Here is a 13,467-nt window from a genome sequence, read left to right as displayed (position 1 = left end):
TTGATATCACTAGTGTACAAGTTGAAATGTGCGCAGCCTAGAGCCTAAGCAGTTCCTTACACTGGCAAAACCTTTACAAATATGGGTTTTGGTTTATTTGCGCGGATTTATATGGTATAAAGCGCGCCTCTTTTTGGGATGAGTTCCACTTACCCATGAAGAAATCGTAGTTTTTAACTTAATTTACCAACGTCACACATATACCGACACGCAAAACCTGGGTGCCCAATGCTCGCTTCCGCGAACATGATGGTTGGTTAGCGGGGTGTATGGAGGCCTAACCCAGTAGGAATACTAAAATGCCACAAGTAAGCATGCGCGACATGTTGTCTGCCGGTGTCCACTTCGGTCACCAAACCCGTTACTGGAACCCAAAGATGGGTAAATACATCTTCGGTGCACGTAACAAGATTCATATTATCAACCTTGAGCACACCGTTCCTGCATTCAACGAAGCTTTGGCTTTGGTGCAGCAAATGGCTTCTCAAAAGAAAAAGATTTTGTTTGTTGGTACCAAGCGCGCTGCGCAAAAGACCATCAAAGAGCAAGCTGAGCGCGCTGGTCAGCCGTTCGTAAGTCACCGTTGGTTGGGCGGCATGCTCACTAACTACAAAACCATCCGTGCTTCTATCCGTCGCCTGTCTGACCTGACTGCTCAAAGCCAGGACGGTACTTTCTTGAAATTGACCAAGAAAGAAGCCCTGATGCGCAGCCGTGACATGGAGAAGCTGGAGCGTTCAATCGGTGGTATCAAAAACATCGCTGGTCTGCCAGATGCAATGTTTGTTATCGATGTTGATCACGAGCGCATTGCAATCCAGGAAGCTAACAAGCTTGGTATTCCTGTAATTGGTATCGTTGATACCAACAGCAATCCAGAAGGCGTTGATTATGTAATTCCAGGCAACGACGACGCCATCCGCGCGATCAAGTTGTATGTATCTGCTATCGCTGATGCATGTCTGGAAGGTGCTAAATCATCTTCTTCAGTTCCAAATAAAGATGAATACGTAGCTGCCGAAGGCGCTGCTGAGTAATCTCAAGTAGTAATCAAACGACCATAAAGCTCCAGTAGCCTGCGTGCAGGCACTGAGTTGTCGGAAGAGGGGGCTTGGCCCCCTTTTTTCAAATTGAATTCGAACATTTCTATAGAGGAAACAACCATGACAGCTGTTACTCCTGCATTGGTAAAAGAACTGCGCGACCGTACTGGTTTGGGCATGATGGAATGTAAAAAAGCGCTGGGCGAAGCCAATGGTGATGTTGATCTGGCGATCGAAAACCTGCGCAAAGTATCTGGCTTGAAAGCTGCTAAGAAAGAAGGCCGTACCGCTGCTGATGGCGTTGTTGCTGTTAAAGTTGCTCCGGACAACAGCTACGGTGTAATCGTTGAAGTTAACTCTGAGACTGACTTCGTTGCACGCGATGCTGGCTTCCTTGCTTTCGTAAATACCGTATTGGATAAAGCATTCACTACCAAGCAAACCGACGTAGCTGCTGTTATGGCTGGCGAGTTGGAAGCTGCTCGTGAAGCTCTGGTGCAAAAAATCGGTGAAAAAATCAGCGTTCGTCGCATCAGCTTGGTTGATGGCGGTGTAGTTGGTGGTTACTTGCACTTGAACAACCGCATTGCGGTATTGGTTCAATTGGAAGGCGGCAGCGAAGAAGTTGCTAAAGACGTTGCTATGCACGTTGCAGCAGTTAACCCACAAGTGGTTAGCTCTGACCAAATGCCAGCTGACTTGGTAGAGAAAGAAAAAGAAATCATCCGTGCTCAACCAGACATGGCTGGCAAACCAGCTGAGATCGTTGAGAAGATGATTGGTGGTCGTATCAGCAAGTTCCTTAAAGAAGCTAGCTTGGTTGATCAAGCATTCGTTAAGAATCCTGAGCAAACTGTTGCGCAATTCGCTAAAGCTGGCGGCGCTACCGTGAAAAACTTTGTGCGTCTTGAAGTGGGCGAGGGTATCGAAGTTGCAGTAGTAGACTTCGCTGCTGAAGTTGCTGCACAAGTTGCTGCTTCAAAAGCCTAATTAGCTCTCGCTAATCTGGTTGATAAAAACCCGCACAGGGTGACTTGTGCGGGTTTTTTATGGTTTTTAGATTGGCGGGGGAGGGTGGGTTTTGTCTGGTTTGGGTTCTGTATGTAGTCTTTCGCACATTGCCTGGGGTGAAAAAGAGGGATGGCGCCACCACCCGTCAGCCTTTTTTCTGTTACACTGCACCGATTTTTTCGACCCCTCAGTATGGGCGGGTATTCGCGGCTAACTCATTGTTTTGGAGAGCATTTATGTCCAGCCCCAGAGATAAAAAGTACAAGCGTATTTTATTGAAACTCAGCGGTGAGGAGCTGATGGGTACCGAAGGTTTCGGTATTGATCCCAAGGTTCTAGACAAGATGGCGTTGGAAATTGGTCAGTTGGTCGGTATAGGTGTTCAGGTTGGTTTGGTAATCGGTGGCGGTAACTTGTTCCGTGGTGCAGCGCTGAGTGCGGCGGGTTTGGATCGCGTAACTGGCGATCACATGGGCATGTTGGCCACTGTAATGAATGCTCTTGCGATGCGTGATGCTCTGGAGCGCTCCAATATTTCTTCTCGTGTTATGTCCGCTATTCCGATGAGCGGTGTGGTTGAGCACTATGATCGCCGCCGTGCAGTGCGTTTCTTGAATTCCGGTGAAGTGGTTATTTTCTCTGCCGGTACTGGCAACCCTTTCTTTACTACCGATTCTGCTGCTTGTTTGCGTGGTATTGAAGTCGATGCAGACATCGTCTTGAAAGCAACCAAGGTTGACGGTGTTTATTCGGCTGACCCGAAAAAAGATCCAACCGCAACCAAGTACGATCGTCTTTCTTACGATGAAGTCTTGGATAAAAAATTAGGCGTAATGGATTTGACTGCTATTTGTTTGTGCCGCGAGCATGACATGCCGGTACGCGTATTCCGGATGAATAAAACCGGTGCACTGCTGAATATCGTTGTGGGTAGCAACGAAGGTACTTTGATTGAAGAGGATAAATCATGATTAATGACATTAAAAAAGACGCTGAAGCGCGCATGAAAAAAGCAGTTGAAGTGCTTGGTCTTAACTTCAACAAAATTCGCACCGGTCGTGCACACCCGAGCTTGTTGGATGGCATTCTTGTCGATTACTACGGTACTCCAACACCATTAGCGCAAGTGGGGAATATTAATATCGAAGATGCGCGCACGCTGTCGATAAGCCCTTGGGAGCGCAATCTGGTTCCTGCGATTGAAAAAGCGATTATGAAATCTGATTTGGGTTTAAATCCATCAACCAACAACGGTTTGATTCGTATTCCATTGCCGATGTTGACTGAAGAAACACGTAAAAACTTTATCAAGCAAGCGCGTGCAGAAGCTGAAAACGGTCGCGTTGCGGTGCGCAATGTGCGTCGCGATGTATTGGGTGATGTAAAAGCATTGTTGAAAGATAAAGCAATCGGTGAAGATGATGATCGTCGTGCACAAGACGAAATTCAAAAAATCACTGACAAATATATTGCGGAAGTTGATAAAGCGCTCGCTGCAAAAGAAGTGGATTTGATGGCTGTTTAATCCGCATCATCTGATTGGATTTGGTTTGCGTTAACCAAATCCAATCCACTCACAGAAACACAATAACATCACTACAAAAAGTAAAACGGGCTATCGATTTGTCGATAACAACCCGCCGCCAGGAGAGTATGCGTGACTGACAATAGTCTTCGCCATGTAGCGATCATTATGGATGGCAATAATCGCTGGGCCAAGCAGCGCGGTATGGCGGGAGTTTCTGGCCATAAGGTTGGTGTTGAGCGTATTCGCGATGTGATGGCTGCCTGTCAGGAAGTGGGGGTGGAAGTGCTCACTGTTTTTGCTTTCAGTAGTGAGAACTGGCGCCGCCCGCCGCTGGAAGTTGAAGCGCTGATGTCGTTGTTTCTGCTTTACCTCAAAAATGAAGCCAAGGCGCTTAAGAAAAAAGATGTCGCTTTGCGCGTAATTGGTAATCGCGAACGTTTTAGTCCCTCTATTCAAAAATCTATCGCTGCCGCAGAAGAATTGACCCGCGGTGGGAAAACTACTTTGGTAATCGCCGCGGATTATGGTGGCCGTTGGGATATCGCCCAGGCTGCAAAAAAGATGGCGCAGCAGGTTGCGGCAGGTGAATTGGACCCTGCAACCATTACTGAAGATTCATTGCACGAGCACACATGCCTTGCTGATTTGCCGCCGCTGGATTTATTAATCCGCACGGGTGGCGAGGTGCGTATCAGCAACTTTTTATTGTGGCAATGCGCTTACGCTGAATTATTTTTCAGTGACAAACTCTGGCCTGATTTTGATGGCAACGAATTAAAAAAGGCTGCTAACAGTTTTCATGAGCGTCAGCGTCGTTTTGGGATGACGGGCGATCAAATTGATGCGGGAGCTCTCAATGCTTAAGCAGCGTGTTATTACCGCTCTGGTGCTTGCCGCAATTTTTCTGACGGCATTGTTTGGTTTGCCTGCAGGTTATTTCTCTTTCTTTATTGGTGCGGTGGTATTGATCGGCGCGTGGGAGTGGGCGAACTTGTCCGGGTTGCCCGCTGTGTGGCAGCGGCTCGCTTACTCTGTTGCGGTATTTGCATTGCTTGTTGGTGCTGCGCTCTATTTGGGTTTTGAAGGTGAGGCGAGCCCACGTCTCAATAATCTCGCTATTCGCGATTTATTAATTGTCGGCTGCAGCTGGTGGGCAGTGGCGCTGCTGTTGGTGCAGGGTTATCCCAGCAGTGCGGTGCTCTGGGGGCATAAGTTATTGCGCTTGTTGATGGGATTGCTGGTGTTGATCCCGACATGGGTTGCGTTAGTGTATGTCCGTCAGCAAGCTAATGGTGCCTGGTTGGTGCTGCTATTAATGCTGATTGTGGCGCTTGCCGATAGCGGTGGTTATTTTGCTGGTCGTCGTTTTGGCAAGCATAAGTTGGCGCCGGCGGTTAGTCCGGGCAAAACCTGGGAGGGTTTTGCTGGTGGATTTCTAGCAAATTGCTTGTTAGCGGTGATTTTGAGCCAAGCCTTGAATACCAGCCTGCTATTAATGTTGGTGTTGGTTGTCCCCACCAGTTTGATTTCAGTATTGGGCGATTTGCTTGAAAGTATGGTCAAGCGCCATGCCGGCGTGAAAGACAGTGGCAGCATTTTGCCCGGTCACGGTGGGATTCTGGATCGCGTTGATGGCATTACTGCCGGTGCGCCGGTTTTTGCGTTGGCGCTGCTTGCCAGTGGCGCGTTTGCAGCGGGTGCGGGTGTTTAATCTATGCCAAATGCCCCGCAAAAGATCACCATCCTTGGTGCGACTGGTTCAATTGGCGTTAGCACCCTTGATGTAATCGCGCGCCACCCCGACCGCTATCAGGTATTTGCGTTAAGCGCCGATCGCCGTTGGCAGGTTTTGGCGACCCAATGTTTGATTCACAAACCACGTTACGCTGTGCTTAATGACTCACTTGCTGCGGCTGAGTTGGAGCGCGAGCTGCGTCGACAAGGCTGTGCAACAGAAGTATTGCAAGGTGCTGAAGCTTTAGCTGCTGTTGCGGCGCATGATGAAGTCGATACGGTGATGGCGGCCATAGTAGGGGCCGTCGGCTTATTGCCAACTCTTGCCGCAGTCAAGGCGGGTAAGAAAGTATTGCTCGCTAATAAAGAGGCCTTGGTAATGGCGGGGGGCTTGTTTACCCGTGCAGTCGCTGAACATGGTGCCGTGTTGCTGCCCATCGACAGTGAGCACAACGCTATCTTCCAATGCCTGCCTAACCATCGCGCTGATTATCTCGCTGATGGCTTGAAGTCGAGCGGAGTGCGCAAAATTCTGCTGACTGCCTCTGGTGGCCCATTCCGTAATACCCCCATTGCCGATCTCTCTAACGTCACCCCCGAGCAGGCTTGCGCTCATCCCAATTGGAGCATGGGGCAAAAGATTTCGGTTGATTCAGCGACCATGCTGAATAAAGGTCTGGAGCTGATAGAAGCGTGCTGGCTGTTTAATACCCGCCCACAACAGGTTCAGGTTGTGATACATCCGCAGAGTGTCATTCACTCAATGGTCGAATATATTGATGGTTCGGTTCTGGCGCAGTTGGGGAATCCCGATATGCGCACGCCCATCGCTCATGCATTGGCATGGCCGGAGCGAATTGAATCGGGTGTCGCGAGCCTTGATTTGATCGCGACTGCCAGACTGGACTTTACTGCGCCGGATTATGAGCGCTTCCCATGCTTGCGCCTGGCGCAACAAGCGGCAGAGACGTCGGGCACTGCACCAGCGTTACTAAATGCAGCCAATGAAGTTGCCGTGGTGGCTTTTTTGAACCGTGCAATTCGCTTTGATCAGATAGCTGCAGTAATCGATCACGTGCTTTCATCTCTCCCATCTTGTGAACCCCAGAGTCTGGTGCATGTCCAAAGCGCCGATGCTGAGGCTCGCGCTATAGCTCAGCAATTTATTGCACGCTGGTGACTATTATCCTGAGGTTGTATCTATGGATTTAATCCAGACCGTTTTGTCTTTTCTGGTGGCATTGTTAATTCTGGTGTCTATCCATGAATTCGGTCATTTCTATGTTGCTCGCTTATGTGGTGTGAAGGTTCATCGCTTCTCTATTGGCTTTGGCAAGGTGCTGTGGTCGTGTCGCGATAAGCATGGTACTGAGTTCGCGCTTGCCGCCTTACCTTTGGGTGGCTATGTCAAAATGCTTGATGAGCGCGAGGGAGCTGTTCCAGTAGAGGAGCGCCATTTAGCGTTTAATACCAAAAGTGTCTGGCAGCGAATCGCAATTGTTGCTGCTGGCCCTGCCGCTAATTTCGTTTTAGCTATAGCGCTGTTTTGGGTGTTGTTGCTGCAAGGCCAGCGCGACCTGATTCCTCTTATCGATACTGTTGCTCCTGGCTCGATTGCCGCCCAAGCTGGCCTTGAAAAGGGACAGGAAATAGTAGCTGTTGATGGAGAGTTGACCCCGACTTGGCAGGCCCTTAACAAGGCGTTACTAAATCGTCTTGGGGAAACTGGCACTATACGTTTTAAGGTGGCGTACCCAGACTCTCATTTCCAATATGAATCTGATGCGCAGCTGGTTGATTGGTTGCGCGATTCAATTGATCCTGACCCGATTAAAGGATTGGGGATTGGCCTGCAATTACCAAAAATTCCTGCTATCGCGGGAGAGGTTGTTGCCGGTGGTGTGGCGGAAAAGGCAGGTTTGAAGGCTGGCGATAAAATTATCCAGGTCGATGATTTGGTAATTGAAGATTGGCGTACCTGGGTTGAATACGTGCGCAAACATCCCGGTGATTCGCTTCAAGTGAGTGTGGAGCGCGAAGGTCAAGTCTTGCCGTTTACGCTTACTCCTGAGGCTTCGGAAGAGGGGGGGCAGCGAATCGGGCGCATTGGGATAGCTGTCCAGGCCTACGAAATGCCTGAGGAAATGATTCGTTCCTATAGCTATTCTTTTGGCGGAGCCTTCCTTGCCGGGATCAATAAAACTTGGGAAACCTCGGGATTTGTTCTTTTATCAGTCAAAAAATTGATTCTTGGCGAAATTTCTACGAAAAACTTGAGTGGACCGATAACCATTGCTAAGGTGGCGGGCTCTTCGGCCGAGAGCGGTCTGAGGAGCTTTATTGGTTTTGTCGCCCTGTTGAGTGTCTTCCTGGCGGTCTTCAACCTTTTACCTATCCCGGTACTGGATGGCGGTCACTTATTTTATTACTTCATTGAAGTAATTAAGGGGAAACCGGTGTCCGACAGAGTGCAGATGCTGGGGTATCAGGTTGGACTTTTTCTGGTGATCAGCTTAAGTGTACTGGCGCTGTATAACGACATAATGCGGCTTTGATCTGGCAATCTCTTGTGCCGGGCTGCGACCAACATTCATTTATGATTAGAACAGATTCTATGAAGCGAGTTTTGATGCGAATTTTTGGCTGTTTTCTAGCGCTCTTCCTATCCGTTGCGGTACAGGCGCAAACTTTCCGTGTAAGTGATATTCGCGTGGAAGGATTGCAGCGCGTTTCTGCTGGTACGGTATTTAGTGCTATGCCGATCCGTGTTGGTGATGTTCTCACCCAAGCCGATATTCAAAACGCAACGCGCGAGTTGTTTAAGGTGGGTTACTTTTCCGATGTTGCTATCAAGCGCGATGGCGATGTTCTGGTATTGGTGATCAAAGAGCGCCCGGCCATTAACAAAATTGAGCTTAAGGGCAACAAGGCCATCAAAACCGAAAACCTGATGGACAGCCTCAAAGACAACAACTTGTCAGAAGGCCAAATTTTCCAGCGTGCAACCTTGGAGGGTATCACTCAGGCTCTGCAACGTGAATATGTAAACCAGGGGCGTTACGGCGCGAGCGTGAATATCGAAATTGAAGATATGCCACGTAACCAGGTGAAGGTTTTGGTAAACATTGATGAAGGTAGTCCTTCCCGTATTAAACAAATCAATATCGTTGGTAATCACTCTTATACAGAAGAAGAGTTGATCGATTTGTTTGAGCTGAAAACGACCGGCATGTGGTCGTGGATTTCCGGTAACGACAAATACAACAAAGAGAAAATGAAAGGAGATTTAGAGCGCCTTGAATCCTGGTATATGGATCGCGGCTATCTGAACTTCAAACTCGATTCATCACAAATTTCTTTAAGTCCGGATAAATCAAAAATTTTCGTCACCGTTAATATCACTGAAGGTGAGATTTATAAGGTGAGTGATATTGAACTGGCGGGTGATCCTGCTATTGACGAAGAAATTATTCGTCGCATGATTTTGATGCAAAAAGATCAGGTGTTCTCGCAGATATTGATGACTACGTCAGAAGAGTATGTAACCAAGCGTTTAGGTAATGAAGGTTATACGTTTGCCAAAGTAGAAGGTATGCCGGAGCGCAATGATGCAGATAAGACAGTAAAAATTACGTTCTTTATCGAGCCGGGCAAGCGTGCTTACGTAAATCGTATTAACTTCCGTGGCAATACTAAAACTGTCGACGAAGTATTGCGCCGTGAAATGCGTCAGATGGAGGGGGGCTCTGCTAACTCTGCACAAATCGAAAACTCCAAAGTTCGTTTGGAGCGTTTAGGCTTCTTTAAAGAAGTGAAAGTAGAGAACAAAGAAGTTCCTGGTACTTCAGATCAAATCGATGTTGAATACACCGTGGAAGAGCAGCCATCAGGAAGCATGGGCTTGCAAGTTGGTTATGCGCAATATTCCGGCTTATTATTCTCAGCGAGCATCCAGCAAAACAACTGGTTTGGTACTGGTAAGCAAGTAGGTTTTAGCTTCAGCCATAACCGCTACCAAACATCTTACAACTTTAACTACAACGACCCGTACTTCACTCCTGATGGTGTAAGTCGCGGTATGAGTTTGTACTACACCAAGAGTGACTATGGTTCATACAACATCACTCCATACAGCACAAACGTTTATGGTGGTAAGTTAAATTTTGGTTACCCAATTTCTGATATTGAGCGTATAGGCTTCGATATTGGTTTGCGTAGTTTGGAAGTTGAACCGACAGGTTATTCATCACAAGAAATTATCCGTACTCCATATTGGGATTCGAGTGTTGGTTATATTACCCAATCTGAAAACTATGCATTGAATCAGCAACTTGTTAATGGCATTGATTTCCCGAATGGAAGTTACGAGCGCAAAGTATTTACCGAAGATATGTTGGGCGAACTTGGTTTCCTTGATATCTACGGCGATACCTTTAACGATGCACAAGTAAGTATGTATTGGTTGCGTTCGACTTTGAACCGTGGTGTTTTAGCTAACCGTGGTGCTTCGCAGCAGCTTACTTTTGAGTTGTCGTTACCTGGCGGTGATTTGCAGTACTACAAATTCGACTATAACGGACAGATTTTCAAACCTTTGACCCGCTCTCTGACTTTACGTTTGCATACGCGGTTAGGTTATGCCGGTGCATACGGTGATTTGGACGAGTTGCCATTCTTCGAACATTATTATGCTGGTGGCTTCGGTTCAGTTCGTGGATTCGAGCGTAATACTCTTGGCCCACGCAGCTCTCCCCAGCGTAGTGCGGTTAGCACTCCCACTATTTGGGATGACTTAAATGGTGACGGGATTATTAGCGCAGGTGAAACTGGCGGTGCCGCTTATGTATTATGTGAAGATCCGGAAGCTGCTGGCGTTGGCGCTAACTCTCAAGGTTATCCGCGTATCTGTAATCCTGGTGAGTTAATCAGTGATTTAATCGTGGGCAGTACTTACACCAGCCGTACGCGCGGAGCTTTCGGTGGCAATGTATTAATTCAAGGTGGTGCGGAAATTTTATTCCCTCTACCGTTTATTAAAGATCAACGTTCCTTACAGACTACCTTCTTCTTTGATGCAGGTAATGTGTTTGATACAGATTGTGGTGCGACTCAAGTGAATTGTTACGGAGTCGATCTTAGTCGTATTAATACATCAGTTGGTTTTGGTTTAACGTGGATTTCCGGTTTTGGTCCGATGACTTTTAGTATTGCAGAGCCACTGCATGAAAATGAGGCGGATCGAACAGAAGTGTTCCAGTTCTCCTTGGGGCAAACCTTCTAACAATAATGTTTTAACTCATATTTAAAGAGGAATAGATTGTGACTGTTACACAAAAAATGTTTGCAGTAGTTGCATTGTCATTAATGTCTGCTGTCTCTTGGGCCCAGGGTAAGGTAGTAGTACTCGATCCTACTGGCGCAGTAATGGGTACTACTGCAGCAAAAGCTAAATTTGAAAAACTGCAAAAAAGTGCAGAATTTGCGGCAGCTAAAACCAAGCTGGATGGTTTGGCGGCCGACATTAAGGCATTGCAAGCTGAGTATCAGAAAAACAGTGCTGTGTGGAGCAAAGAGCAAGTTGCAGAAAAAGAAAAGAAACTGCAAAGCCTCGGACAAGATTATCAATTTCAGGGCAAAAAATTGCAGACTGAACAACAAGCATTGATGCAACAAATCATGCAAGAGCTTGGACCTAAAATGGAGGCTGCCGTTAAGCAACTCGTTGAGTCCGAAAAGATCACCATGATTATTGATGCAAAAGCAGTAATGATGTCAAAACCAGAAAACGATTTGACGCCAAAAGTTACAGAACTGCTCAACAAAGCCAAGTAAGCTCAGGTTTTTTTGCATAATGAAGCGTTCTTATCTGCTGTCAGAATTGGCACAACTGCTCGATGCTGAGCTACATGGCAATTCACAACAGGAAATAAGAGCGCTTGCTTCTATACAATCTGCTGATATTACTGATCTGACTTTTATCGCTAATCCAGCGTATAAAAAGCACTTGTCATCGACCAAAGCGGGCGCAGTATTGATTAATGCTACTCTCGCCGACGAGTTTCCAGGCAATAAGCTAATAGTCAAAAATCCCTACCTTGCCTATGCTCGTCTCTCAGCGCTATTTGAATTTCGTCGCGATACTCCTTTAGGTGTGCATCCAACTGCCGTTGTAGGGAGTGAGTCTATTCTTGGGAAAAACGTTTCTATCGGTGCGAATGCAGTAGTGGGTGAGGGCGTAACTTTGGGTGATGGTGTGATCATTGGGCCTGGCTGCTACGTTGGTAACGATAGTGTTATTGGCGAGCGCACCCAGCTGGCAGCTAATGTCAGTATTTATCATGGCATTACCATTGGTTCCGATTGCTTATTCCACAGCGGTTGTGTAATTGGAGCAGACGGTTTTGGTTTCGCTCCCAATGCTGGTAGCTGGATTAAAATCCATCAACTGGGAAGCGTACAAATTGGTAGTAGGGTGGAGATTGGTTCGTGTGCCTGTATAGATCGAGGTGCATTGGATGATACGGTTATTGATGATGGTGTAATTATCGATAATCTGGTTCAAATAGCCCACAATGTTCGCATTGGGCGAAATACAGCGATAGCGGCACATACAGCCATCGCTGGCAGTACTACAATTGGAGCTGGTTGTACTATCGCCGGGGCAGTGGGTATTGCCGGACATTTGGTCTTAGCTGATAACGTGCATATCACTGCTATGTCTTTGGTGTCGGCGTCTATTTCTGAACCGGGCTCCTATTCGTCTGGGACAGCAATATCGCCGACGAAAGATTGGCGTAAAAACGCAGCACGTTTTCGCCAATTAGATGCATTAGCTACACGTTTAATAAAACTTGAACGCACTTATGGTGCGGAATAAATTTTCATTGATTGCTTGGGGTTTGTACCATGATGGACGTTAACGAAATTCGCGAATATCTTCCGCATCGCTATCCATTTTTGTTGGTGGATCGTGTTGTGGAATTGATTGAGGGCGAGTCAATTATTGCGTACAAAAATATTACCGTTAACGAAGAAGTGTTTAATGGTCACTTTCCCCAGAGTCCTGTATTTCCCGGTGTAATGATTATTGAAGCTATGGCGCAAGCTTCAGGGATTTTGGGCTTTAAAACCATGAACAAAAAACCACAGGATGGTTCTATTTATCTCTTTGCGGGGGTAGATGATGTTCGTTTCAAGCGTCAGGTTATTCCGGGTGATCGCTTGCAATTGGAGTCTCGTGTTATTTCTGAGAAACGTGGTATTTGGAAATTTGAATGTAAAGCCAGTGTTGATGGTGTGTTGGCAGCATCTGCCACTATTCTCTGCGCTGATCGCAAAGTTTAATTCGCACTAGCCTTAAATTAGCGAGAAATTATTTTGATAGATCCCACTGCAATTGTTCATCCTAATGCCAAGCTTGCGGCGGATGTGAAAGTCGGTCCATGGACAATTATTGGACCCGATGTCGAGATCGGTGAAGGAACCGTTATTGCGTCGCACGTTGTATTGAAAGGTCCGACTGTTATCGGTAAGCACAATCAGATCTACCAATTTTCAACTGTTGGTGAAGATACCCCTGACCTGAAATACAAAGGTGAGCCAACGCGGCTTGTGATTGGTGATCATAATATTATTCGCGAAGGTGTAACTATCCATCGTGGTACGGTTCAAGATCGTGCAGAGACTACTATTGGTGATCATAATTTGTTGATGGCTTATGTACATGTGGGACATGACAGCGTAATTGGTAACCACTGCATTCTGGTGAATAATGTGGCGCTGGCAGGTCATGTCCATATTGGTGACTGGGCAATTCTCAGCGGATTCACCTTGGTTCATCAATTTTGCAAAATCGGCGCCCACAGTTTTTCTGGAATGGGAACCGCGATTGGTAAGGATGTCCCCGCGTACGTAATGGTCAATGGTAGTCCGGCAGAAGCAAAAAATATCAATGTGGAAGGCCTGCGTCGCAGAGGTTTTACTAAAGAAGATATTAATGTGCTGACTAAGGCCTATAAAACAATTTATCGTCGTGGCCTCACCTTGGATGAAGCATTAATCGAATTGCAACCACAGTCAGCAGATTGCCCGCCATTACAGGTATTAATTGATTCTTTAAACACATCTACACGCGGAATAGTTCGTTAATTA

Annotated in this window: 13 protein-coding genes; all 13 read left to right on the top strand. The window is 46.9% G+C overall.

What is annotated here, in order from left to right:
- The first annotated feature begins 299 nt into the window (after nucleotides 1–299).
- The 13 genes from rpsB to lpxA all read left to right on the top strand — a co-directional run bounded on the left by rpsB (nucleotide 300) and on the right by lpxA (nucleotide 13,464).
- A complete protein-coding gene (gene rpsB, locus AAGC78_RS08580) occupies nucleotides 300–1,037 on the top strand; it encodes a 30S ribosomal protein S2 (protein ID WP_435783647.1) in 738 nt (245 codons plus the stop codon).
- Nucleotides 1,038–1,163: 126 nt separating this feature from the next.
- On the top strand, nucleotides 1,164–2,033 hold the full coding sequence (gene tsf, locus AAGC78_RS08575; RefSeq protein WP_435783646.1) for a translation elongation factor Ts: 870 nt from the start codon (nucleotides 1,164–1,166) through the stop codon (nucleotides 2,031–2,033).
- 257 nt (nucleotides 2,034–2,290) lie between these two features.
- Nucleotides 2,291–3,025 carry a UMP kinase gene (gene pyrH, locus AAGC78_RS08570; RefSeq protein WP_039911917.1) on the top strand — a complete coding sequence of 245 codons (735 nt, stop codon included), beginning with the start codon at nucleotides 2,291–2,293 and terminating at the stop codon, nucleotides 3,023–3,025.
- Nucleotides 3,022–3,579 carry a ribosome recycling factor gene (gene frr / locus AAGC78_RS08565; RefSeq protein ID WP_435783645.1) on the top strand — a complete coding sequence of 186 codons (558 nt, stop codon included), beginning with the start codon at nucleotides 3,022–3,024 and terminating at the stop codon, nucleotides 3,577–3,579. Before pyrH ends, frr begins: the two co-directional genes overlap by 4 nt.
- A 132-nt stretch (nucleotides 3,580–3,711) precedes the next feature.
- Nucleotides 3,712–4,446, top strand: coding sequence for a polyprenyl diphosphate synthase (gene uppS, locus AAGC78_RS08560; RefSeq protein WP_435783644.1), 735 nt, complete (start codon nucleotides 3,712–3,714; stop codon nucleotides 4,444–4,446).
- A complete protein-coding gene (locus AAGC78_RS08555) occupies nucleotides 4,439–5,293 on the top strand; it encodes a phosphatidate cytidylyltransferase (protein WP_435783643.1) in 855 nt (284 codons plus the stop codon). The genes uppS and AAGC78_RS08555 overlap by 8 nt, the downstream gene beginning before the upstream one ends.
- A gap of 3 nt (nucleotides 5,294–5,296) precedes the next feature.
- Complete coding sequence (gene ispC, locus AAGC78_RS08550; protein WP_435783642.1) at nucleotides 5,297–6,496, top strand: 1-deoxy-D-xylulose-5-phosphate reductoisomerase; 1,200 nt, start codon at nucleotides 5,297–5,299, stop codon at nucleotides 6,494–6,496.
- A 22-nt stretch (nucleotides 6,497–6,518) separates the two neighbouring features.
- Nucleotides 6,519–7,871, top strand: coding sequence for an RIP metalloprotease RseP (gene rseP / locus AAGC78_RS08545; protein ID WP_435783641.1), 1,353 nt, complete (start codon nucleotides 6,519–6,521; stop codon nucleotides 7,869–7,871).
- Nucleotides 7,872–7,945: 74 nt separating this feature from the next.
- Nucleotides 7,946–10,597 (top strand): outer membrane protein assembly factor BamA, encoded by a 2,652-nt coding sequence (gene bamA / locus AAGC78_RS08540; RefSeq protein WP_435783733.1) that lies wholly within the window; start codon nucleotides 7,946–7,948, stop codon nucleotides 10,595–10,597.
- Nucleotides 10,598–10,653: 56 nt separating this feature from the next.
- Complete coding sequence (locus tag AAGC78_RS08535) at nucleotides 10,654–11,148, top strand: OmpH family outer membrane protein (protein WP_435783640.1); 495 nt, start codon at nucleotides 10,654–10,656, stop codon at nucleotides 11,146–11,148.
- A 19-nt stretch (nucleotides 11,149–11,167) separates the two neighbouring features.
- A complete protein-coding gene (gene lpxD / locus AAGC78_RS08530) occupies nucleotides 11,168–12,193 on the top strand; it encodes a UDP-3-O-(3-hydroxymyristoyl)glucosamine N-acyltransferase (RefSeq protein WP_435783639.1) in 1,026 nt (341 codons plus the stop codon).
- Nucleotides 12,194–12,222: 29 nt separating this feature from the next.
- The gene (gene fabZ / locus AAGC78_RS08525; protein ID WP_435783638.1) at nucleotides 12,223–12,660 is read left to right on the top strand and encodes a 3-hydroxyacyl-ACP dehydratase FabZ; all 438 of its coding nucleotides are present in this window, start codon (nucleotides 12,223–12,225) and stop codon (nucleotides 12,658–12,660) included.
- Nucleotides 12,661–12,693: 33 nt separating this feature from the next.
- Nucleotides 12,694–13,464: an acyl-ACP--UDP-N-acetylglucosamine O-acyltransferase gene (gene lpxA, locus AAGC78_RS08520; protein ID WP_435783637.1), complete on the top strand. Its 771-nt coding sequence runs from the start codon at nucleotides 12,694–12,696 to the stop codon at nucleotides 13,462–13,464.
- Nucleotides 13,465–13,467 lie beyond the last annotated feature (3 nt).

This window comes from Cellvibrio sp., from assembly GCF_039207905.1.
Lineage (GTDB): Bacteria > Pseudomonadota > Gammaproteobacteria > Pseudomonadales > Cellvibrionaceae > Cellvibrio.
Note: the sequence above shows the minus strand (reverse complement) of the source record. Positions and strands in the feature narration are given on the sequence as shown.

Coding starts and splice junctions, on each gene's coding strand:
- rpsB (WP_435783647.1), top strand. CDS start 300: ATGCCACAAGTAAGCATGCGCGACATGTTGTCTGCCGGTGTCCACTTC.
- tsf (WP_435783646.1), top strand. CDS start 1,164: ATGACAGCTGTTACTCCTGCATTGGTAAAAGAACTGCGCGACCGTACT.
- pyrH (WP_039911917.1), top strand. CDS start 2,291: ATGTCCAGCCCCAGAGATAAAAAGTACAAGCGTATTTTATTGAAACTC.
- frr (WP_435783645.1), top strand. CDS start 3,022: ATGATTAATGACATTAAAAAAGACGCTGAAGCGCGCATGAAAAAAGCA.
- AAGC78_RS08555 (WP_435783643.1), top strand. CDS start 4,439: ATGCTTAAGCAGCGTGTTATTACCGCTCTGGTGCTTGCCGCAATTTTT.
- ispC (WP_435783642.1), top strand. CDS start 5,297: ATGCCAAATGCCCCGCAAAAGATCACCATCCTTGGTGCGACTGGTTCA.
- rseP (WP_435783641.1), top strand. CDS start 6,519: ATGGATTTAATCCAGACCGTTTTGTCTTTTCTGGTGGCATTGTTAATT.
- bamA (WP_435783733.1), top strand. CDS start 7,946: ATGCGAATTTTTGGCTGTTTTCTAGCGCTCTTCCTATCCGTTGCGGTA.
- AAGC78_RS08535 (WP_435783640.1), top strand. CDS start 10,654: ATGTTTGCAGTAGTTGCATTGTCATTAATGTCTGCTGTCTCTTGGGCC.
- lpxD (WP_435783639.1), top strand. CDS start 11,168: ATGAAGCGTTCTTATCTGCTGTCAGAATTGGCACAACTGCTCGATGCT.
- fabZ (WP_435783638.1), top strand. CDS start 12,223: ATGATGGACGTTAACGAAATTCGCGAATATCTTCCGCATCGCTATCCA.